General features: G+C 66.3%; 3 protein-coding genes. 1 reads left to right on the top strand and 2 read right to left on the bottom strand.

Annotated features, from left to right (window positions below):
• Positions 1 to 35 precede the first annotated feature (35 nt).
• Positions 36 to 791 (bottom strand): spermidine synthase, encoded by a 756-nt coding sequence (locus ACK1U9_RS16805; RefSeq protein ID WP_046615478.1) that lies wholly within the window; start codon positions 789 to 791, stop codon positions 36 to 38.
• Positions 792 to 907: 116 nt separating this feature from the next.
• Here ACK1U9_RS16805 and ACK1U9_RS16800 point away from each other — a divergent pair, with 116 nt between their 5' ends.
• Positions 908 to 2254 (top strand): class II 3-deoxy-7-phosphoheptulonate synthase, encoded by a 1347-nt coding sequence (locus ACK1U9_RS16800; RefSeq protein ID WP_046615479.1) that lies wholly within the window; start codon positions 908 to 910, stop codon positions 2252 to 2254.
• On the opposite strand, the gene ACK1U9_RS16795 is transcribed toward ACK1U9_RS16800, so the two are convergent.
• The coding region (locus tag ACK1U9_RS16795) for a winged helix-turn-helix domain-containing protein (RefSeq protein WP_449110044.1) at positions 2235 to 3406 on the bottom strand (1172 nt) is incomplete at its 5' end. The two genes, ACK1U9_RS16800 and ACK1U9_RS16795, sit on opposite strands and share 20 nt — an antisense overlap.

The raw sequence follows: 3406 nt of genomic DNA, 5'->3' as shown, positions 1-3406 counted from the left end.
CCGGCGATAGGGCCAGCAGCCTCGACACAGATTCATCAGGTAGCCGGCCGAATCTCGCGGATCAGCCCTTCGAGGCTGTACCCCAGGCGCGGCGCCAACGCCTCGGCCCGGGCCCTCAGCCCATCCAGGTCCAGCGTCTGCTCCAGGTCCGCCGGTACCAGCAGGATCACATTGCCCTCCTTCACCGGCAGCTCCCAGTAATGCCGGTGGTACAACCCGCGCAGCAACGCCGCGCCCAGCGGCTTGCCGTCGTCGGTGGCCCACTGGTTGATCACCAGCCACCCACCCGGGTTCAGCTGCTGCTGGCAGTTCTCCAGGAAGTTCCACGCCAGGTGCCCCACCCCCGGCCCATGGTCGGTGTACAGGTCGACGAAAAGCAGGTCGGCCTTCTCCGCCGTGGGCAAAAGCTCCAGGGCATCGCCGATGCGTACATACAGCCGCGGGTCATCGTCCAGGCCCAGGTACTCCATGGCCAGGCGCGGTACGTCCGGGCGCAGTTCGATGGCCTCGATGTCGTCCAGCGGCAGGAACTTCATGCAGGCCTGGGTCAGCGTGCCGGCCCCCAGGCCGAGAAACAGCGCGCTCTCCGGCTGCTCGTGGCACAACGCCCCCACCAGCATGGCGCGGGTATAGTCGTATTCCAGCCAGCTTGGGTCGGCCGTGAACACGCAGCTCTGCTCGATCGCATCGCCGAATTCCAGAAAGCGGTAGTCGTCGACTTCATACACGCTGATGACACCAAAGGCGTCCTCCACCCGTGCCAGTAGCCGCTCTTCCCGTTCCGCCGCCATGCTCACCACCCACCCGCGCAAAAACGCGCATTGTCCGCCAACACCCTTGATGCAACAAGCGCAGCGCCAACTGTTACCATGGCCCATAGCCTACAACCGACAAGACCGAGCCCGAGATGAACCAACCGTGGAGCCCCGACAGCTGGCGTGCCCTGCCAATCCAGCAGCAACCGACCTACCCCGATGCCGCGCACCTGCTGAAGGTCGAACAGACCCTGGCCAGCTACCCGCCGCTGGTGTTCGCGGGCGAGGCACGCGAGCTGCGCCGGCAGTTCGCCGAGGTCACCGAAGGCCGCGCCTTCCTGCTGCAGGGTGGCGACTGCGCCGAGAGCTTCGCCGAGTTCTCGGCGGCGAAAATCCGCGACACCTTCAAGGTGCTGCTGCAGATGGCCATTGTCATGACCTTCGCCGCCGGCTGCCCGGTGGTCAAGGTAGGGCGCATGGCCGGGCAGTTCGCCAAGCCGCGCTCATCGGGCGATGAAACCATCGGCGACATCACCCTGCCCGCCTACCGTGGCGACATCGTCAACGGCATCGGCTTCGACGCGAAAAGCCGCATCCCCGACCCGGAGCGCCTGCTGCAGGCCTACCACCAGGCCACCGCCAGCCTCAACCTGCTGCGCGCCTTCGCCCAGGGCGGGTTTGCCGACCTGCACCAGGTGCACAAGTGGAACCTGGACTTCATCGCCAATTCGGCGCTGGCCGACAAGTACCACCAGCTGGCCAACCGCATCGACGAAACCCTGGCATTCATGCGCGCCTGCGGCCTGGACAGCGCGCCGCAGCTGCGCGAAACCAGCTTCTTCACCGCCCACGAAGCACTGCTGCTGAACTATGAAGAAGCCTTCGTGCGCCAGGACAGCCTGACCGGCGACTACTACGACTGCTCGGCGCACATGCTGTGGATCGGCGACCGCACCCGCCAGCTTGACGGTGCTCATGTGGAGTTTTTGCGCGGCGTGCACAACCCGATCGGGGTCAAGGTTGGCCCGAGCATGAACCCCGAGGAGCTGATCCGCCTGATCGACACGCTGAACCCGGCCAACGATCCCGGGCGCCTGAACCTGATCGTGCGCATGGGCGCCGGCAAGGTTGGCGAACACCTGCCGGGGCTGATCCGCACTGTCGAGCGCGAAGGGCGCAAGGTGCTGTGGAGCTCCGACCCGATGCATGGCAACACCATCAAGGCCAGCAGCGGTTACAAGACCCGTGACTTCGCGCAGATCCTGGATGAGGTGAAGCAGTTCTTCCAGGTGCACCAGGCCGAGGGCAGCCATGCCGGCGGTATCCACATCGAGATGACCGGGCAGAACGTCACCGAATGCATCGGCGGCGCCCGGCCGATCACCGAGGATGCGCTGTCCGACCGGTATCACACCCACTGCGACCCGCGCATGAACGCCGACCAGTCCCTGGAGCTGGCATTCCTGATTGCCGAAACCCTCAAGCAGGTGCGGCGCTGAGCAGCGCCTGGCGCAACTGGCTGCCCTCCTTGCGCGGGCAGTTAAGTTGCACCTTTTCCAGGCCCAGCCAACTGGCCAGGCGCAGCAGGTTGCCGGCCAGGGCCTGGTAACCTTCCTCGTCCAGGCCTGCGGCCTCCACATGCACGGCATGCACTGCCAGTTGCCCCTGGGCGCGCTCGGCGCGCAAGTCCACCCGTGCGCCGATGCGTTCGTGGTACAGGAACGGCAGCACGTAGTAGCCGTACACCCGCTTGTGCGCCGGGGTGTAGATTTCCAGGCGGTAGCGGAAGTCGAACAAGCGCTCGGTACGGTTGCGTTCCCAGACCAGTGAATCGAACGGCGACAACAGCGCGCTGGCCTCTATGCGCCGGGGGATACGCGGTGCGCCGGCCCAGTAGGCGAGCTGCTTCCAGCCTTGCACCTCGACCGCTTGCAGGCGGCCGTCAGCCAACAGTTCGGCCAGCGCAGCCCTGCCCTGCCCCGGATCCAGGCGGAAGTAGTCGCGCAGGTCACGCTCGGTGGCTACGCCCAGGGCCGTGGCGGCATGCAGCATCAAGCCCTGATGCGCCTCGGTCTCGCTGGGCAAAGGTTGGTCGAGGATCGCCTTCGGCAGGACCTTTTCCGGCAAATCGTAAAGCCGCTCGAAGCCGCGCCGGCCAGCGACCGTCACTTGCCCTGCGGCGAACAGCCACTCCAGTGCGTGCTTTTCCTCGCTCCAGTCCCACCAGGGGCCGGCCCGCTCCTCGCGGGTGGACAGGCTGCCTGCGCCGAGGGCGCCCTGTTCGCGGACGGCGGCCAGTACCCGGGCAATCACGTCCTGGCGTTCGCGGCCAAACTGCGCGAGCTGGCGATAGATGCCACGACCGTCGGCGGCATGGGCCATGCGCCAGCGCAGCAGTGGGTACAGGCTCAGCGGCAGCAACGAGGCTTCGTGGCCCCAGTATTCGAACATCAGGCGCTGGCGGCCACGCCCCCAGGCGAGCTGGTCGAGGGCGGCAGGCGAGTAGTGGCCCAGGCGTGAGAACAGCGGCAGATAGTGGGAGCGGACAAGGGCGTTGACCGAATCGATTTGCAACACGCCCAGGCGTTGCAGCATGCGTTTGAGTGCCGGCAGCGTCGGCACCGATTCTGGCTGCTTGCCGAAACCTTGGG

The sequence above is a fragment of the Pseudomonas sp. XP1 genome (assembly GCF_053557675.1).
The sequence above is the reverse complement of the archived record's forward strand: the minus strand, read 5'-3'. Positions and strand labels throughout refer to the sequence as shown.

What these genes read in the sequence shown, in the direction of transcription:
- ACK1U9_RS16800 (WP_046615479.1), top strand. Translation starts at nt 908, where the DNA reads ATGAACCAACCGTGGAGCCCCGACAGCTGGCGTGCCCTGCCAATCCAG.
- ACK1U9_RS16805 (WP_046615478.1), bottom strand. Translation starts at nt 791, where the DNA reads ATGGCGGCGGAACGGGAAGAGCGGCTACTGGCACGGGTGGAGGACGCC.